Consider the following 20,217-nt stretch of genomic DNA (forward strand, 5'->3'; position numbering starts at 1 on the left):
ATTCTCCCACCCGGTTGTGGATCGGCGCCAATGCCGATGATGAGGATCTGAAATGCGCGGACCATCTGCGACGCGAGACAAGAACGGGGTGACGACGCTGCGGAGGCTGGCGAGCTTCCGTTCGATGTCGCTGCTCTGCGCGATGCAGATGGTCTTCCTGCCGGTGTTCAGCGTCCGCCTCCAGGCGCAGACGGCGAACGTCATCGTTCCGGACGGACGCACGGGAACGAACCTGCAGACCTCCGGCGGCGTGACCAACGTCACGACGTCGACGGTCTCGGGCAACAACGCCTTCAACTCTTTCTCGCAGTTCAGCGTCGGGCAGGGCAACACCGTCAACCTGCAACTGCCGACCGGCACGCAGAACCTCGTCAACATCGTTCGCGACGCGCCGGTCTACGTCAACGGCACGCTGAACTCCTACATGAACGGTGCGATCGGCGGTAACGTCTATTTCGCCGATCCCAAGGGGTTCGTGGTCGGCCGTTCCGGCACGGTGAATGTCGGCAGCCTCAACGTTTCGACGCCGACGCGCGAGTTCACCGACAGCCTGATCGGCCCGGGTGGCGCGATCAACGGCACCGCCGTCGGCAATTTGATGGCGGGCTCGTTCCCGGTGTCGCCGGACGGCAACGTCAGGATCTACGGCCGCATCAATGCCATCGACGGCGTCCGCCTGACCGGGCAGAATGTGTTTGTCGGCGGCGCCAGCCAGCGCGATATCGCCAATCTCGATCACGCCGCGAAGTTCGCGGCCTCCGTCAATTCGAAGGGCCTGCGCAGCGCCAGCGCCATCACAGTCAGCAACGGCTCGATCCATATCGGTGCCGTCAACAAGGCAAGTGTCAACGGACGGCTGACCGCGCGCAGCACGACCACGACGCCCAGCAACATCACCGTCACGGCCGGCAACGCCATCGAAGTCGGCCAGAATGCGCGGATCAGCACCGCCAGCAGGACCGGCGATGCCGGCAACATCACGCTGAAGACCCAGGGTGACCTGACCGTCCGGAGCGGCGCCAAGATCAATGCCAGCTCCGCCAGGGGCAATGGCGGCCTGGTCGACTTCAGCGCCGACGGCAAGTTCGATATCGGCAACATCAAGGTCAATCTGGCGGCGCCGAACGGCAAGCAGGGCACGCTGGTCCTCGACCCCGAAGACATCATCATCGGCGACGCTGCCCAGGGCGACGCCAATGTCAACATGTCGAATGCGACGGTCGCGGCCGCGATCGCGGCGCTGAACGGCACCGGCACCTTCACGCTGCTGGCGAGCAATTCGATCACGATCAGCCAGCATGGCCGGGTCGACGCCGGTGCCAGCGGCGTCAACGTCACGCTGACCGCGCCGACCTTGAGCCTGCTGGCCGGCAGCTATGTGCGCGGCGATACGGTGCTGCTGGATGCCGGTGCTGCCGGCACCATCAACGTCAACGCCGCCGCCAATGGCGGCGCGCAGGTGGTGACCAGTACCGGGCTGCAGTTCATTGCGGCGCATCTGAATCTCACCAGCACGGCCACCGCGTTCGTTGGCGACGGCACCAGCTCTGCCAACAGGAACGCGGCGGGCTTCATCTCGAATGCCAGCATCGCCCGCTATTCCGCCGCGATGGGCGGGCTGGGCGACCTCACGGTGAGCGCGGCGAGCGCGCTGACCGTCGATGGCAGCGGTATCATCGATACGCGCCGGCTCGGCAGCGACGGCGTTTCGAACGGAAAGTCGCTCGACGTCACGCTCAAGGCGCCGACCATCACCATCGCCTCCGGCGGCCAGGTGCTGGCGCAATCGGTCAATACGTCGGACGTGATGTACACCGCCGGCAACATCATCCTCGACGCGACGTCGGGGGCGCCGGGTGCGGTGACGGTGGCGGGCCTGCTCTCCGGCGGCAGCGTCGCGCTCAAGGGCGCCTCGGTGGCGCTGAATTCCACCGCTGTTCTCGACACCCGCAACCGCGATTCCAGCGGCAACGCGCTCGGCAATTCCGGCGACGTCACGATCACCGCGAGCAGCATCACCGCTGTGGCCGGCAGCCAGATCCTCGCCGGCGCGATCAATTCCGGCAGCGATACCTATGTCGGCGGCACCGTCACCTTCGATGCGACCGCAGTCAGCGCCGGCACCCTAACCGCCAGCGGATCGATCACCGGCGCCAACGTCGCGCTGATGGCGGGAACCTTAGTCAGTGTCGGAGCTGCGGCCCGGATTGTGGCCTCCGTCCCGGCTGGCACGGCCGCGATCACGCTGCAGGCGCCGACCATCGGCGTGGACAGTGGCGCGCAGTTCACCGCAAGCTCCGTCGTCTACGACATCCAGCGCAGCGCGGTGATCGTCGGCGATCCCACGCTGGACGCGGCCGATGCGTCCAACGCCGGTTTCGTTTCCAACACCACGGTCGCCAATTACATCGCCGCGCTCGGCGGCTACGGCGTCGCCAAGCTGTCGGCGATCGATACGCTCGCGGTCGACGCGCATGGCGTGATCGCCGGTGGCGCTGCCGGCGTGGCGCTCACGGCGGGAACGTCGATCTCGCTGGCCGGCAACAGCACCGTGACCGGCAGCAGCGTCGACATCAACAGCCCGACCGTCACCATCAACGCAGGCGTGACCGGCGGCGCCGTGATCTCGCCGCAGCTCACGCTGGTGGCCTCGGTCCTCAATCTCACCAGCTCGGCCGACATGGTGGTCGGCGATTCCGCCAATGCGGCCGTCAACCTGACCAACGCCACCATTGCCGGCTATCTGTCCGGCAGCAGCTCGGTCGGCACGCTCAGGCTGAGCGCCGCGTCTTCGATCACGGTGAAGAACGGCGGCGTGATCGATCTCCGTCATTACGACGCTGCCAGCGGACATTCCTCAGGCATATCCGGAAGCCTCGCGCTGACCGCGCCGACGATCACGATCGAGAGCGGTGCCAGCCTGCGGACCGATGTCAGCAACGTCGCGGGGCAGACCTACTATACGCCGGGAAGCATCACGCTGGCGGCGTCGAGCATCACGGCCGGCGCCGGCACGATCAACGGCGGTGTCGTGACGTTCAACGCGGGAGCGGGGACGATCTATGTCGGGCCGGCCGGCGATCCGAACGGCGTCACTCCGCCGGCCGGCACGATCTTCCTGAGCAACGCGACGGTCGCGAGCTATCTCGCTGCGCTGGCCGGTTCGAGCACGTTCGCGTTGACCGCGACCAATTCGCTCTACGTCGACAACGGCGCCAGCATCGCCGCCGGCGCGTCCCGCAACGTCAACCTGACCGCGGGCTCACTGATCTCGTTCGCTGCCAATTCGACGCTGACCGGCAACACGGTCTTGCTGAACGCCGGCCGCAACGGCACGCTCGCGGTCAACGGCGCAAGGACCGGCGGCACGACGATCACGGCACAGGCGCCGCTTCTGCTGAATGCCGCCCAGGTGCTGCTGACCAGCACCAGCGACATGGTGATCGGCAATGCCGCAACCGACGTCAATGCCGGTGCGGCCGGCTTCATCGACAATGCCACCATTGCCCGCTACGTGACGGCGCTGGAAGGCGTCGGCCGGATTTCGCTGTCCGCCTCCAACTCGATCACCGTCGACGCCAGCGGCAAGATCGACGGCACGCTCAAGGGCTCGGGCTCCAACTCGACCGCCAATGGTGTGGGCATCTCGCTCTCGTCAGCCTCGGTGACGGTTGCCGCGGGCGCCGTGATCGATTCCCAGGCCGCCAATACGGCCAGCAGCCATTACACTTCCGGCACCGTTTCGGTCGCCGCATCCGGCCTGCTCACGGTCGCCGGGACGATCAAGGGCAGCACCGTCTCGCTGTCCGGGCACGGGATCAACGTCACCAATCCATCTGCGTCGCTGACCGCCGATAGCGGGGGCAGCGTCAAGTTCGGCTTCACGACCGACGAGAGCGTCGACAGCTCCAGCGGCAACAACGGTTCGACCGGCGTGCTGTCGAACGACGTGATCGCGACCTACATCGCGGCGATGCAGGCGGGCGGGACCTTCGTTCTGTCGACACCGAACCACGCCCTGACGCTGACCGCGAGCGCCAGGATCAATGGCGGCAGCACGGTCAATGTCGGGCTGTCGTCCGGCACGCTCACGGTTACATCCGGCGCCCAGATTCAGGCGCGCGGGGTCGGCGTCGGCTTCGATCAGGACGACGTCATCATCGGGGCGGCCGGCGACCCCAATTCCGGCGCCGCCGGGTTCGTCAGCAACGCCACGGTCGCCAATTTGATCCTGGCCGCGGTCACCGCGGACACGTTCACGATCGCGGCCAACAATTCGATCACCATCGATGGCGGCGGCATCATCGACACGCGTTTCCTCAACGCCTCCAACGTCTCCCAGCACAATGCGCTCGGCGTCACGCTGAATGCGCCGACGATCACGATCGCGCAGGGCGCCGAGATCAGGGCGCAGGCGATCAACAGCGGCGGAACGACCTACACCGACGGCGACGTCAGGCTGACGGCGACCGCGAGCCAGACGCTGCTGTCCGGACTCGCGAGCGCGACCACCGCCATCAACATCGACGGCAAGATCACCGGCGGCGCCATCATCATCCAGGCGATATCGACCGCGACCTCAAACCTGACGAGCACGACGCTCGGCAAGCTCGCGACGATCGCCGAGATCGTCGGCACGACCATATTGGGCGTCAACGGCGGGTACGTCGCCGCCGATACGGTCGCCAAGGTGGCGATCATGAGCCACGCCGATCTCAACGCCCGTGGCAACGTGCTGATTTCCGCCCGCGGCACCCAGGACGCCGAAGATCCGGTGATCGCCTCCGGCTTTCTGTCGCCGCTCGGCGCGGCCGTCGTCGTCGGCAAGGTGACGGCAGACGTCTCGACGATCGTGTCGTCCGGCGCCGCGATCAGGGCGGGACAGGGCATCCTGGTCGGTGCCGCCACCGATACCACGCTGAACGTGTCGGCGCTTTCGGTCACGACCCGCGGCCAGTTCCTGGCAACGGTCGCGATCGGCCTCGCCGACATCAAGACCCAGGCGATCATCAATTCGGGCGCGATCCTCGACAGCGGCAGCCAGGGTCTGCAGGTCAGCGCCAACAACTACAGCAACTTCTCGGTCAGCGCGACGGCATTCGCATTCAACCCGCTGGTGACGAGCTCCAGCGATCCGGGCGGTGTCGGCGCCGCGGTGGCCCTGAGCAACCTCAATGTCGCAACCACGGCAATCCTGGGCGCCAATTTCGGCAGCAGCGGCGCCAACGAGTCCGGTAACGTCCTGGTGGCCGCCGCGACCAACATCGCGAAGAATTCGACCAGTTCGTCCGTCACGCTCGGAACGCCCGGGTTGCTCGGGGCCATCATTACCGGGGCGGCCGGCAAGGCCGACACGACGCCCTACAAATTCTTCGATGGCTTCCTGAAGCCGCTCGCCAGCGTCAGCCTGCCCTTCAAGGTGGCTGGTTCGATGTCGCTCGCGACCACCACGGAATCCGCCAACGCGGCCATCACGAGCACGGGCGGCGGCGCGGCGCCGCAGATCTACACGACCGGCGATGTCGGCGTGGTCAGCCAGCTGATCGACGACCAGATCCGCAACAACTCCTCGTCGACGGTGAACGTCAGCACCGCGGACAACGGTCCCAAGGTCGCGATTGCGGCCGCCATCGCCTACGGCGATTACACCCATAATTCGAACGCCTATATCGGCTCGAACGTGGTGATCCGCGCCTCCGACATCGGCGTTTCCGCCTCAACGACGATCCCCAACACCAACTCCTGGACGGAGTGGAACGGCATCAGTGAGGTGCTCGGCCATCTCAATGCAAACTTCGGCGTCGTCAACAATATCGTCACCACCTATGCCAATGCGAACTCCAGCGGCGGCCAGACCGTTTCTGTTGCCGGCTCGTTCGCCTATTTCGGCTTGCACGACAACACCACGGCCTGGGTCGGCAGCGGCGCCAATCTGACATCGACGCATGCGCTGAGCAGCGCCGGCTCCTGGACGGCGACGGCGTTCGCCAACATCGACGGCGTGATCATTTCGCAGGGCTTCGCCTCGGCGCTGACGGTGTCGGCCAACACCTACAACATGTCGATCGACATCGGCGGCGTGTTCGGGCCTCTGGTGCTGCTGCCGGGCTCCGACAGCCCCGGAACCGCGGCGGGCGGAACGCTCAACCTCATTCAATCCACCAGCAACACCATCGCCGGCGTGTCTTCCGGCGCGACGCTCACTTCCGCAAGCGACGTCTCGGTCACCGCCAACACGACCGACATGCTGTTTGCGATCGCGCCGACATCCGGCTCGTCGTCCGGCAGCCTCGCGCTGAACGGCATCCTGTCGATGGCGTTCATCAACAACACGACCCACGCCTCGATCAGCTCGCTGGCGACCATTCTCTCGCCGCGTTCGATCAACGTCTCGGCCAATCAGAACGTGTCGCTGTTCTCGCTGTCGGGCGCGATCCAGCTCGGCACCACTTCCGGCGTCGGTGTTTCCGCCGCCTACATGACGGCGGTCACCGATACCGCGGCCTATATCGGCGATAACCGCAAGGACATCACCGACGGCCCGTTCAGCAGCGACGATTCGAACCCCATGAGCGGTTCGGGCGGTCACGTGACCACCAAGAGCCTGCAGGTCAACGCCGCGACCGCGGGCCGGGTGACGGTCGCCGCCGTGGCGGCGGTGGAATCGGATCCATACGCCCAGGTCGGCTATGTGAAGAAGGCCGGGGCGCTCTACAGCGCGCCGGACTTTGGAGGCTTGGGGGCCCTCGAGGTCGCCAAGCAGGCCGCCGCGAAGAAGAACGGAACCTCGAAGTTCAGCATCGATATCGCCGGCAGCTCCGCGGTCTCGGCGACGTCCCTCGGCACCACAGCCTACATCAAGGGCGTCAGCGTCAACAGCGGTTCTCCGTATACGGCCACGGACGCGCCCGTCGTCCAGGTCCAGGCGCTCAACAACACCATCACCACCAACGGTTCCGGCTCCGCCGCGCTCAACCTTTCGGGTGGGAATATGACGAGCGCTGCGATCGCCGGTGCGATCGCGATCGCGCTGTCGAGCAACTCGACCACAGCCTACATCGCCAATTCGACCATTGTCGATGTCACGGCGGTCAACGTCCGGGCGCTCAGCGGCGGCTCGCAGACGGCGGTGGCGCTGGCACTCGCCGCGACGCGCACCGGCACTGCCGCCTCGGTCTCGGTGTCGGTCGGCTCGATCTCGGATACGGCGACCGCCTATATCGACGGCTCGACCATCACCGGCGTGAGCGGCGGCACGGCGAACGCAGCCAATGTCAACGCCTACCAGACCTCCAACATCGCGATCGGCGGCGGCTCGCTCTACCTCAACGGCGACAAGAACGCGTTCGGTATCGCGCTGACCTATGCCGAGATCCGCAACCCCGGCGGCGGCAATGCCGTCGATGCGCATATCTCCAATTCCACCGTGACAGCGCTCAACTCGCTGACGGTCATCGGCGACGACGCCGCCGTGATCGCGGCCGGCGGCGCGTCCGGCGGCTTGGCCGATAACGGATTGGCCGGGGCCATCGTCATCAGCGAGATCAGCCCGAGCGTGCTCGCCTATATCACCTCGAGCACCGTCACGGTTTCGGGCGGCAACGTCATCGTCAACGCCGAGAGCGTCGATATCGCCTCGCTGGACGACGCGCTGGGGACGCTGGTGCGCAGCACCAACAGCGGCCAGCTTGCGCATGACAATTGCACGACCTCGAGCGGGTCGCAGGCCTGCGTGGACTTCACCGGCGCCGCGCTGAACGGCGGCGTCGGCACAGGACCCGGCGCCGCCATCACGTCGGTTGCCGGCATCATCCAGGCCGGCAAGAACAATGTCGGCGTGGCGATCGTGGTCGACGGCATCAGCACGACCCATTCGGCCTACATCACCAAGACCCTGATGACCGTGACGAGCGGCGACGTGCTGGTCACGGCGGAGGACTCCTCGAAGATCAAGTCCGTTGCGGTCGGCTTTGGTCTCGCGACCGGGCAGTTTGCCGGGCAGGGCGGGGCCGTCATCAGCACCATCAGGAACAACGTATCCGCGGCCATTGGCGATGGCTATTCGACCACCTCCAATACGGTGGTGAACGCGGGCAACGTGACCGTCCAGGCGTTCGACACCGCCGCGATCAACGCCACGGCGGCGGTCGCGGGCGCGTCCACCCAGGGCAGCGCCGGCGGTCTCTCCCTCGTCTATAACGAGATCGACAACCAGGTCAGCGCCAACATCACGAGCGCGCAGGTCGTCGCCGGCAGCGATACCGTGGTCAAGGCCACCTCGGTCAGCACGATCTCGACCGTCGCCATCGGCGTGGCGATGTCCACGCAGGTCGGGCTCGCCGGCTCGGTCGTCACCAGCCTGATGGGGACCAACGTCAGCGCCAGCATCACCGGCGGCGCCGATGTCATGGCAACCAACAATGTCGGCGTGCTCGCCAGCAATTCGGACAAGCTGTCGGCGATCGCCGGCGCGCTTGCCATCTCGACGGGTTCGGTCGGCGGCGCCGGCTCGCTGGTCGTGAGCCAGATCACCGGAAGCACTGCGGCCTATATCAGCGGTGCCAACACCAGGGTCGATGCGCTCGGAACCGATTCGTCCGATACGCTGTCGGTCAACAACGGCACGCTGGTCCATGCCTTCGATCTCGGCACCGCCCACGCGCCGACCGACACCACGCCCGACCTCTCCGAGAACCGGGACAATGTGCGCGGTCTTGCCGTCGTCGCGAGCTCGCACCAAGCCGTCGTGACCAACGTCGCTTCGATCGCCGCGAGCAGCGGCATCGCCATCATGATCAACCCGATCACCAATGTGATGAGCGGATCGACCAAAGCCTATATCGACAGCGCATCCATCGACACGCGCCTGACCTCTTCCACGCTGGTGCCGCAGATCGAGGTGGCCGCGTCGAGCTTCTCCTATTCCGGCGCGTTCGGCTCCGGCATCGTTCCGCCCACCGGCACCGGCGGTGGCGGCGCCACCATCATCAGCACGACGATGATGCGCGATACTTTCGCTTACATCACCAATGCCACGGTCGGCGGCGTCCAGTCGTCGAGTCCGACGGTCGGCGCCGTCATCGTGAAGGCCAATGCCGAGCAGGATGCGTCCTCGATCGCGGTCGGCTTCAACACCGGCTCGGTCGGCCTGAACGTCTTCCAGGCGACGACCGAAGCCTATGTCGACGGCGGCGCGCTGACGGCCCAGTCGCTGACGGTGAACGCCAAGAACAACACCGGCATCTTCTCGGCGAACGGCTCGGGCGCCTATGGCAGCCAGGCCGCGATCGGCGCGGCGTTCCTGGTCCAGGTCTCCTCGAACCGCACCGAGGCCTATGTCGGCGACGAGTTCGCCTATCACGGCGGATCCGCAACGCACACGACCGCGATCAACCTGACCGGCGCGCTCGACGTTGAAGCCACCACCAAGAACCGCTTCGAGGCCTATGCGGTGGGCGGCGCGCTCGCGACGGGCTCGGCCGCGGTCGCGGGCATGGCGAACGTCGAGATCGCCAGCAACACCACGATCGCCGGCGTCTACGACGTCACGCTGCGATCGCCGACGGGCGGTACCGCCGGCGCGGTCACCATCAACGCGACCGAGGACGTCGCGATCAAGGAGATCGCCGGTGCGCTCGCGGTCGGCGCCAGCGGGGGAGGCGTCGGTGTCGGCGCTGCCGCCAATGTGATCGTCTTCAAGAGCCAGACCACCGCGGAAAGCATCAACAGCAACCTGAATTCGGCCGGCGCGATCAACGTCAATGCGCTCAGCACCAAGGAAGTGCTGTCCTACGCGGTGACGGCCGGCATCGGCGGCAGCGTCGGCATCGGCGCGACAGTCGGCGTCATCATCATCGGCGAGAACCTCGGCGATGCGCACGAGCAGGGGCAACTCACCGGCACGCTCAATGCCGTCAATTCCGCAACCAATTCCTCGCACGGCAGCGACGCGGTCGCGAGCGGCACCGCCGGTAGTCCGAGCAATGCCAACGTGACGTCCACCTACAGCGTCAGCGGCGTGCTGACCGATGCCGGCCGCGACGGCGTCACGGCGCAGGTCCTGGGCGGCAATGTCACGGGCTCGCAGGTCAATGTCGCCGCCACCAGCGCCAATGCGGCCAAGATGTACCTGCTCGGTGCCGGCTTCGCCAAGGATCTCGGTATCGGCGCCGGCATCGGCTACACCAGCGTCAAGAGCTACGTGCTCGCCAACCTCACTGCGAACGTCACGGCGCCCTCCGTCACCGTCGCGGCGGTGGTCAAGGACGCCACCACCGGTCCCTATGCCGGCAAGACCATCGACACCGAGGCGATCGCCGGCGGCGCGGCGCTGTACTTCGGCGCGGATGCGGCCGTCGCGGTCGGCAATGTCGCCAACCAGGTGACGGCGCAACTCGGCGGCCACGTCAACGGCACCGGCGGAACCGGCGCCGCCGTCATGGCGATGGACTCCACCAGCCAGGTCGTCTTTACGGGCGGCGTCACGGCCGGTGCCGCGGCGGTCGGCGCCTCGGTCGCGACGGCAGGACGATCGAGCACGGTCGAAGCGCAGGTTCTGGACGGCGCCGTCGTCAATACGACGGCACTGGCTGTCGGCGCATCCGGCGCCGGCACCGTGTCCACGACCGCAACCGCGCTGGGCGGCGGTATCATCTCCGGAATCGGCGCGGATGCGGAGGCTCACGAGACCTCGAACGTGACGGCCGAGATCGGTTCTGGCGCCACCATCACCACGTCTGCGACCGGTGCCGGCACGTTGGTCTCGGCGTCGATCACGCCCAATCTCAGAAGCGAGGCGTACGGCGTCTCGGTTGGTGGGGGTGCCGTCGGCGTCGCCATCGCCCAATCGACGGTCGGAGCCACGGTGACCGCCGATGTCGGTGACAACGCCATCTTCTCGGGCGGTGCGCTCGCGGTGACGGCCATGGCGCTGGTGCCGGCGGGCACCGGCACGTCGACCTACGCCAAGGCCCTCGCGGGCGGCGGCGGCTCGCTGATCGGCGCGCAGGGCAGCTACGCCAAGGCGTCAGAGAACGCGACGGTCAGCGCCTATGGCGGGACCGGGATCACGCTTCCCAACGGTGACGTGGTCATCGCGGCCGAGAACGACAGCGCCCAATATGCCGAGGCGACCGGCCTTTCGAGCGGGTTCCTGGCGGTTGGCGCGAGCGTGGCGCAGACCTCGTCGAGCTCGCACACCTACGCCTATCTCGGCGCGGGCGCGATCACGTCGGCGTCCAACACGGGCGTTCTCCAGATCACCGCGACCGGCACGGATGCGAACGTCTCCAGCGCCATCGTCGGCGCGGGCGGCACCTATGCGGGAGCCGCGGCTGTCGGCACGACCAGCTCGACCGCCGTGACCAACGCCACGCTCTATGGCAACGCGACCGACAACACGCTCTATTTCGGCGGCCTCAACATCCGCGCCAAGCACACCACGAATTATTCAGCCAGCGGCGATGCCTATCAGGCCTCGACGGCCGGCGTCTCCGGCGGCAGCGCCACCAACACCGTGACCTCGACCACCACCGCCGAGGTCGGTACCCACCTGATCGCCAACTCGGCCGGCGGCGACATGGACGTCATCGCCAACGACATTGTCAATCAGGCCGGCGGCGGCGCGCGTTCGGGCTCGGGCGGCATGTTCTCGGGCGCTGCGGCGCTCAGCAACTCGACCGTCACCCAGACCGTCAACACCAACGTCGACGCCGGGACGATCCTGAGCCTCAACGCCGATCCGCGCACGACGACGGCTGCGATCAACATCGAGGCCTACAACACGCTGAGCACGAACGACACGGCGAGCATCGCCACGGCCAGCTTCTTCGCCGGCGGCGGCGCCGAGTCCGACATGATCGCGAACGCCACGCTCACGGTCAACATCCAGGCGAGGGAGCTGTTCAGCGCCGGCAACATCTATATCGGCTCCGCCTCGCGGATGGCGGCCAGCAACAATGCCAACGCCAACATCTACGGCGCGATCGGCGGCGTCGGCGCCAGCACCAACACCTGGGCGCATGCGACCCAGAGCGTCAATGTCGGCGGCAGCTCGACGGTGGAGGCCTGGGGCAAGATCAACATCGCAGCCGGCCTTGCCGGCGACGGCAGCGTCTACAGCAGCATTTCCGCGGCCGCGACGACGGTCGTCTACAACAACACGGTCATCCCGATCTCGGGCCTCTATCGCGGCACGGCCAATGCCGACAACGACACCAGCCTGACGCTCGCCATCGGCTCGAAGGTGCTCGGCGCCAACGACATCAACCTCACCGCGACCCCGGGCCTGGTCGCCGCATCCGGTCTCGGCAGCAACTACAATCCCTATCTGGAGATGTTCAGCCAGAAGAACAGCGACAACCACAGCCATATCAACGACGGCGGAACCGGGACCGTCGCGCTCAATGGCCTGGTCGTGGCCGGCATCCACAACGACGAGTTGATCACGATCGCGCTCGGCGCCAGCGCGCCGACGCTGTCGACCACGAGCCCCTACGATCCGCTGTCGCTGGAATACGTGGCCGACGTCAATCACTTCAGTGCGGTGAAGAGCTGGAACCACCAGAAGATCCAGTACACCATCGTCGGCGGCTTCAATCCCTACCAGACGATCGTGTCCCAGATCGCCACGCTGAGCGGGTTGACGACGACGCAGGTCCAGACCGCGCTGACCGCGACGCATCCCGAGATCACGTTCACCGGCTCCGACCCGACCGGCGACATCCAGCGTCAGATCAACACGCTGATCCAGCAGGCGCCCTTCGCCGCCAACGCGGCCGGCAACGCCTTCGCGTTCGGCGACATCCTGGTGTCGGGCGGCAACGTCTCGATCGTCGCGAAGACGCTGACCGGGGCGGGTGGTGCGGGCAATGCGGCGCCGTCCGTGATCGCGCGCTCCTCGCCGCTGATCAAGATCGAGAACCAGGGCCTCGACTTCATCGCCCTGTCGAACCTGACCATCACCAATGTGACCGGCGGGCTGGTCACGCACCCGGACGTCGCTGCCGGCTCCGGGTCCAACGTGACCTTCACGTCCAACAACAGCGCCACGCCGTTGATCGACATCTCGGCGACCTACAACACGCGAGATCCGTCGACCGGTCTGCCCGTCTACAACGGCCAGACGCTGACCCGCACGCCCGACATCTATTTCGACGGCGTCGTCACCAACCAGAACGGCCTGCTCAAGATCACCAACAACCTCGGCAACGTGGTGGCGTCGCAGACGCTCGATGCCGCGACGATCCAGATGGTGGTGCCGAACGGCTCGTTCACCTTCAACGGCGGTGTCGGCAGCATCTTCAGCACCAACCACGACGTGGCCTCGCAATGGGCCAACACCGAGTACAAGCCGGATGACTGGGATACGCTGACGGCGGTGATGGCGGCCGCGACCTATCTCGGTGCGTACGGCGACTGGAATTCCGGCGTCTATATCAACGGCGCCGGCAACCTGCATCCCTATTCCGCGTATTGCTGCACCGGCACCGGCACGCCCGCGTCGAATGCGGTCTTCACAGCCCGCCTGCTGGATTTGTTCTTCGACGGACAGTCGCTTTATTCGGCGATCTTCCTGCCGATGGGACAGGGGACTCCCGGCAATCCCGCCGTCGGCATGCCGAACGCAGCCACGCTGCCGTCGATCGAGGGCCCGACGCGCCAGACCATCACCACCTCGCCGTGGGAGGCCGCAACCTTTGACAACCGGGGCGTCTACACCAACAGCAGCCCGTTCAACTGCGCGCGCTGCGCGGAGTACTTCCAGGTCATCAACATCCAGAATGAGGTGATCACGCCGAAGACCGCGCCCGCGGCGCAAAGTCCGCCCGACAACGCGCCCTTCATCGTCGGCAAGGCCATCATCCTGTCGGCATCGGTGCTGAACATCAACGGCACGATCCAGAGCGGATCAAGCAGCAACTACTCCGTCAACATCGGTGACAACGCGCTGCAGGCCATCAACGACCTCAAGGGCAATGCCACGGCCTTCGCGCAGGCCCAGACCAACGCGCAGCACGGCAGCTACATCGACCTGACGCAATACCTGTCGAAAGTGAACACCTCCGACGTGCAGGTCGGCGCCAAGTATAACGCCGCCACAGACCAGATCATCCTGAGCAGCGTGGTGCAGGGTTCGGGCGGCTACGTCTATCTGAACGGCAAGATCATCTCGACGTCGACCGACGGAACCGTGCAGGGCAACATCATCGTCAACGGCGGCGCCGGCACGATCACGGTGAACAACACGACCGGGGTCCAGCTCGTCACCAACACGATCAACACCGGCGTCAGTGCCAACAGCGTGATTCAGATCGTCGACCAGCTCAAGGGACAGACGACCTGGTACGTCTACAATCCGGCAGCGCCAGGCGGCCAGCAGGTCACGGAGTATCGGGCCAACGACGTCACGACGAGCCAGTACACGTCCGCGGCGATCAGGGCGGTGACCGGCACGGCGGGTATTCAGTACGAGACGACCCCCAACATGTACTATCAGTGGGTCGACCAGGCGACGCTCGCGCGTCCGAGCACCAGCACCCAGTTCGACTATGGCTGGCAATACACCTCGCGCGATCCGAACAGCGGCAGCGTCTTCGTTCGTACCACCAGCCTGGTGTCGGACGTCAAGAAGGTGGTCAACGGCGTCGTCACCAATGATTTGCAGGACACCAACTTCCAGGAGGTCGTCACCGCGACTGGAAGCTATCATGGGGCCGGCTACAACACGACGGCTGACAAGTGCTGCGGTGCGGACGGTCATTACAACTGGTACCAGCAGATCTATGACAACCTGACCCTGACGCTGACCAACACGGTCAAGGCGTCGAACCCGATCAACATCAAGTTCAACGGCGGCGGCACCAGCACGGTTGCGGTCACCTCGAACTCCGGCATCGTCATCAACGGGCCGATCAACAACCTTCAGGGCACCACGACGATCACCGCCACTGGCGCCAACTCGGCGATCACGGTTGGTGCGAATGCCAACAATCCGGTCATCTCGGGCACCAGCGTGACGCTGTCCGCGGCCGGCGGCATCGGCACGATCGGATCGGGCGGGGCGCCGGTTTCGGTCCAGGTCTATGGCGGCAGTCTCACCGCCAACACCATCGACCACGACATCGCGATCTCCGCCATCGGCTCGCTGTCGATCAACCAGGTAAAGGTCAATTCGGCGGTCGCCGGCAATGCGCCGCGGGGCAGCGTCTTCCTCTCGGCGACCGGCGACATCAACTCGGCGTCGCCCTACAACGTCGCCAACCCGGTCGTGGTCGGCAAGAACATCGAGATCAACTCGATCAACGGTGCGATCGGTGCGAAGTCCGGTGTCAGCGGCGGCAACGCCGTGCTCACCGACATCAACCCGCTGGTGATCCAGGCGACCGGTACGACGCTGGCCGACGGCAGCGTCGACGGCGGCCTCTTCAACAGCTCGTCGAAGACCGGCACCTATATCGTGCAGTCGAAGGGGGACCTGCGGCTCGGCACGGTCCAGTCGCAGGCCGGCCCGGTGTTCCTCGAAGCCGCCGCTTCCGACGGGAACCGCGCCAGCATCCTGAACGGGTTGACGTCGGGCGGCCTGACCGCCGAACAGAGCGCGCATCTGGCCGATGTCTGGACCAGCCTCGACCTGCTCAGCGGCAATGCGCGCACCGTTGCGGTCAACAGCTACCAGTCGATGGTGACGTCCGCCTACAACGATTACTTCCAGCTCCAGAACATCGCTTTCCCGAACGGCGGCGCCTACAATCCGACCGCGACGGGGCTGACGGTGCTGCGGGCGCAGGTGGCGGCGAAGCTCGGCATCGATCCTTCCGCCGTCACGACGACGGACATGAAGATCGAGGCGACGACGCGCCTGCTGAAGGACCAGTTCCTGCTCGGCATGATCAGCACCGATCAGCTCAAGACCTCGCTGACCACGTTGTATGGCACGGCGCCCGCGGATCCGCTGGGCACGTTGTTCGGCAGCTCGCTGTCGTCGACCCTGTTCACCAAGCTGTTCGACGGCGTGACCGCTGATCAGCAGTTCATGCCGACCAACGCCGCGCTGCAGGCGGCGCTGACCCCGGGCAACTACAGCTCCAGCTATACCTACACGCTGGCATCGACCGAGCGGGTCTACGGCATCATCACCGCGGGCTCGCAGTGGTCGCAGAGCCAGCTCGCCTACACGGTGTCCTCGTCGGCCGTTGGCGCGCCGCCGCCGCCGATTGGCGACAACACCGTGCCCAACATCAAGGCCGACCAGGTCATGCTGTACACGCCGAACGGCTCGGTCGGTCAGCTCGCGGCGCCGCAGACCTTCACCTTCACCAGCGTCAACGCCTCGTCGCTGACGGCTGCGCAGAAGGGGCTGCTCGCCTCGGCCGGTCCCGGACAGCTCGTCGTCGACTCCTCGACCGACCCGACGACCGGCATCGTGACCTACCACGTGACCCTGTCGCAGCAGAGCCTCGTGATCCTCGATAACCCGATCGCGGTCACCGCCAAGGCGGCGTCCGAGGTCTATCTCGGCAGCAAGGGCAGCCTCGTGCTCGGCGGTATCGACGCCGCGAAATACGGCCCGATCGCCGCCGCACAGGCCAATGGCATCCAGATCACCGGCCGGGGCGACGTCAAGCTCGACGCCGTCACCAGCATTTCCGCAGGCGTGACCGGCGTGCCGGTGATCTCCGGCGACATTCCGAACCTCACCCTGATCGCCGAGCACGGCAATATCGGCGGTGCCGACACCTCCGGAAACGGTCCGGCCAACAACCCGAACGCGCTCCAGATCGCCTTTGCAAGCCCGACGACCGATCATCTCGACCAGGTCTCGGCCGTGCAGGGCAACGTCTATGTGAAGCAGACCACCGGCGACCTCGTCCTCGGCAACGTCTCAGCGAACGGCACGATCCAGCTTGCCGCGACCGGCAGCATCTATGCCGAAGCCGGGTTCACCGATCGCACGGCCGTGCACATCGTGGGCGCCGATCTCGATCTGCGCGCCGGCGGCAACATCAGCTTCAACGGAACCACGTTCCAGCCCTTGCAGGTGCACCTTTCGGGCGCGCTCACCGGCTCGTCGGTCGGTGACCTCAGCATCCTCGCGGTTGCGGGCGATCTCAATGTCGGCACGACCGGCACTTACGGAACGCTGACCGCGGGCGGCACACTGACGCTGAACGTGCCGCATGGAGCGATCAACATCAACGCCGACGTCAGCAGCACCGGCCTGATGCAGTTGCTCGCCAATGGCGCCGTGACCTTTGCGGACGGCACCAGCGCGGCACCGGTGGTTGCGACCAGCTCCACCGGTGGCGTCACGCTGGCCTCCGCCTCGCTGACGATGGGCGCCTATTCGGCCATCAACGCGGCCGGCGTGATCTCGGTGACCACGACGGGCGATGCGATCATCGGTCAGCTCAACTCGTCGCTGTCCTATGCGGCCGCCTCGAATGCGCCGTCGATCGTCGTCACCGCCGGCGGCGTCGCCTCGCTCGGGGCGATCGTCGACAATGGCGACGGCCAGACCAAGTTTGTCGCCTCGGGCTCGGGCGCCGAAGTCTCGTTGAGCGCATCCAACGGCATCGGCAGCGCGACGAACCGGCTCACGCTCAGCGCTGCGCTGCTGTCGGCGAGCGCGAGCGCCGGCGACATCTATCTGAAGGCCCTGACCGATACCGAGGCCAGCCTGCTGTCCGCGGTGAAGGGCAATGTCGACATCCTCGGCACCGGCAGCCTGACGCTCGACCAGGTGTTGGCGGGCACCGCGACCGGCGCAAGCGGCAGCTTCAAGGCGGTGGCGAGCAATGGCAGCATCGTCATCGGCACCGCCGGCAGCAGCGGCTCGCAGACGGTCCACGCCACCCGGAATGTGACGTTCAAGTCGCTGGCGACGACCGGCAACAGCGGCGACATCGGCAATATCGACGTCACCGCCGACAACGGCTTCATCCTGGCGCAGACGGTGACCTCGGGCGGCGTGACCACGCTGGGCTCGGTTTCGGCCAATGGCTCGGCGAGCCTGGTTGCCGCCACCACCATCACCGGCAACACGCTCGCGGCCACGACCGGCTCGGCGATGCTGACCGCCGCTGGCCCGATCAACTGGAACACCCTCAACGTCGCTACGACCTTGGGTGCAACGTCGAGCCAGAGCAGCATCACCTTCAGGACCGCACAGAGTGGGGGCACGCAGACCATCCACGCCCGCGACAACGTCACCTTCAACGCGCTGACGGCGACGGGCATCGTCGGCGACATCGGCAACATCAACGTCACCGCCGACAACGGCTTCATCCTGGCGCAGACGGTGACGTCGGGCGGCGTGACGAGCCAGGGCTCGGTTTCGGCCAACGGCTCGGCGAGCCTGGTTGCCGCAACGACGATCGCCGGCAATACGCTGGCCGCCACCACCGGCTCGGCCATGCTGACCGCCGCTGGCCCGATCAACTGGAACATCCTCAACGTCGCCACGACCTTGGGTGCAACGTCGAGCCAGGGCAGCATCACCTTCCAGACCGCGCAGAGCGGGGGCACGCAAATCATCCATGCCCGCGACAACGTCACCTTCAACGCGCTGACGGCGACGGGCATTGCCGGCGACATCGGCAACATCAATGTCACCGCCGACAACGGCTTCATCCTGGCGCAGACGGTGACGACGGGCGGCGTGACCACGCAGGGCTCGGTCTCGGCCAACGGCTCGGCGAGCCTGGTTGCCGCGACGACTATCACCGGCAACACGTTCGGCTCCACCACCGGCTCGGGCCTGCTGACCGCCGGCGGTTCGATCAACTGGAACACGCTCAACGCAGCGACCACGCTGGGGGCGACGTCGAGCCAGGGCAGCATCACCTTCCAGACCGCGCAGAGCGGGGGCACGCAGACCATCCACGCCCACGACAACGTCACCTTCAACGCGCTGACCACGACGGGCATTAACGGCGATGCCGGCAACGTCAACATCAATGCCGACAATGGCTTCATCCTCGGGCAGACGGTGATGTCAGGCGGCGTCCCCACGCTCGGTTCGGTCGCGGCCAACGGCTCGGCCAGGCTGATCGCGGCGGGGACGAACACCGGTCACACTCTCACGACCGCGACCGGCAACGCCGTGCTGCAAGGCACGATCGTCAATTGGGACAATCTCAACGTCGCCGGCACGCTCGGCATCACCGCGACATCAGGGGCGATCACGCTCGGCACGGCCATCAGCGGCGGCACGCAGACCCTGCACGCCGTGAACGACATCGTCTTCGCCCAGCTCACGACCACGGGCATCCCGGGCGATGCCGGCGATATCGACCTGCGCTCCGATGCGGGCTCGATCCGTGGCGGATCGATCTCCGCCAACGGCGACACCCATTTCGACTCGGCGGGCTCGATCTCGCTCGACCGCATCCGGGGCAACACGGTCAGGCTGTCCTCGCCGGGCGACCTGACGATCGGCTTCGTCAGCGTGGTGAAGGAGCTCGACCTCGCGGCCGACACGATCAACGTCAGGGGTGAGCAGATCCGCTCGAACCCGCCGATCCCGCTGATCATGAACGTCACGGGTTACAACGGCGGCGTCGCGACCTCGGCCGACATCTCGATGGATCCGAGCAGTCTCATCATCAACCAGTTCAGGGTGGTGGACGCGAACCTCTTCACCGATGCGCACGCCGTCGCGATCCTGAACGGCTATGTCCCGGGCCAGCTCGTTCTCACCACGGCCACGGAGCAGGTGCTGATGAACAACCGCTCGCCTTCGCCGACCACCGGGCCGACGCTCCAGCTCTACCAGCCGAGCGGCGTGTTCACGATGACCCAGATCGGCAACGTCAATGTCAGCAACGCCTATGTGGTGTTCTACACCGGCGACATCTCGGCGACCGTCACCAACTACCTGCCGAGCCACACCTGCTGCGCCGACTTCACCGGTGCCAGCGCGATGCGCAACATCTCCGTCGACGGCGAGGGCAGCGAGAGTTTCGAAAGCTGGCTTGCGCAGAAGGACGGCGGGGCGTTCTACCTGCTCGGTCTCTCGGGCAAGGCGCGGCTCGATGCGTTGCTGATGCCGCGGCCGGTCGAGACCATCGGCTCCGGTCCCGCCGTCAACATCGAGGGACTGAGCGACCTGCGCAAGCGCTTCCGTCACGGGCAGCGCGGCGGTCGCATCGGCTGGAGAGACGCTTCTGTTGAGATGGCGAAGCCGGCCGTTGGCCGTCTCGCACAAGCATGGTAGCG

Annotated in this window: 1 protein-coding gene; it reads left to right on the forward strand. The window is 66.3% G+C overall.

Annotated features, from left to right (window positions below; translation table 11 throughout):
- Positions 1-52: 52 nt before the first annotated feature.
- A complete protein-coding gene (locus VGR99_RS12345; RefSeq protein ID WP_326898640.1) occupies positions 53-20,215 on the forward strand; it encodes a leukotoxin LktA family filamentous adhesin in 20,163 nt (6,720 codons plus the stop codon).
- The last annotated feature ends 2 nt before the right edge of the window (positions 20,216-20,217 follow it).

It is taken from the genome of Bradyrhizobium sp. (assembly GCF_035935975.1).
GTDB lineage: Bacteria > Pseudomonadota > Alphaproteobacteria > Rhizobiales > Xanthobacteraceae > Bradyrhizobium.